Here is a 600-nt window from a genome sequence, read left to right as displayed (position 1 = left end):
GAAAACTTAATGTAGACACTGTGGAATGGACAGATTGTACATGTGCTTTGGTAAAACTATAAAATAAAAAAGGAGAACAAATTATGAGTATGAACTTTGAAAGAATATTTCCTCACGCTAAGGCTCCGGGCATTATAGGAAAATTGTATGAGAGTATAGAATATAACGCTGTAATTGGTAAAAGAACTAATTATGGAACAAGAGGAGATGATGTATTATATGTAATGCTTGCTGATGAGATAAGTGCTAATTCAGTAGTGGGGGGCTCCTCAATTTGGAGAAAAGATATACCAAAAAATGACGGAACACTCAGACAAATGGCTGTTCCTTATTATGAAGTACAAACATCTTTTACAACTAATATTAATGAAGAAGCTAAGTTTGATAAGCTAGGTGTTGGTAAAAGTTTAGTTGAGTTTAAAAAAATTATCTCATTACAAGCTATGGCACAGAGAAGAGCACATATAACATTCTTTGGGGCAGACGCTTCAGAAAATCAAGGGCTTTTTAATGCTGCTTCAGAAACTACATCTTTGCCTGCCGACAGTGCCTCAAATGATAAACTTACAACATATATACCGGGCGAATTAATGGAGTTTT

The 600-nt window shown here is 34.7% G+C and carries 1 protein-coding gene; it reads left to right on the top strand.

The annotated features are described in order from the left end of the window. Positions 1-89 precede the first annotated feature (89 nt). Positions 90-600 (top strand): hypothetical protein (locus EZH24_RS13185; RefSeq protein ID WP_137999463.1); only part of this gene is annotated, 511 nt, incomplete at its 3' end.

Origin of the sequence: Brachyspira catarrhinii (assembly GCF_005518285.1) — a bacterium.
In the GTDB taxonomy this organism is placed as follows: domain Bacteria; phylum Spirochaetota; class Brachyspiria; order Brachyspirales; family Brachyspiraceae; genus Brachyspira; species Brachyspira catarrhinii.
This window is presented reverse-complemented; position numbering and strand designations above follow the sequence as displayed.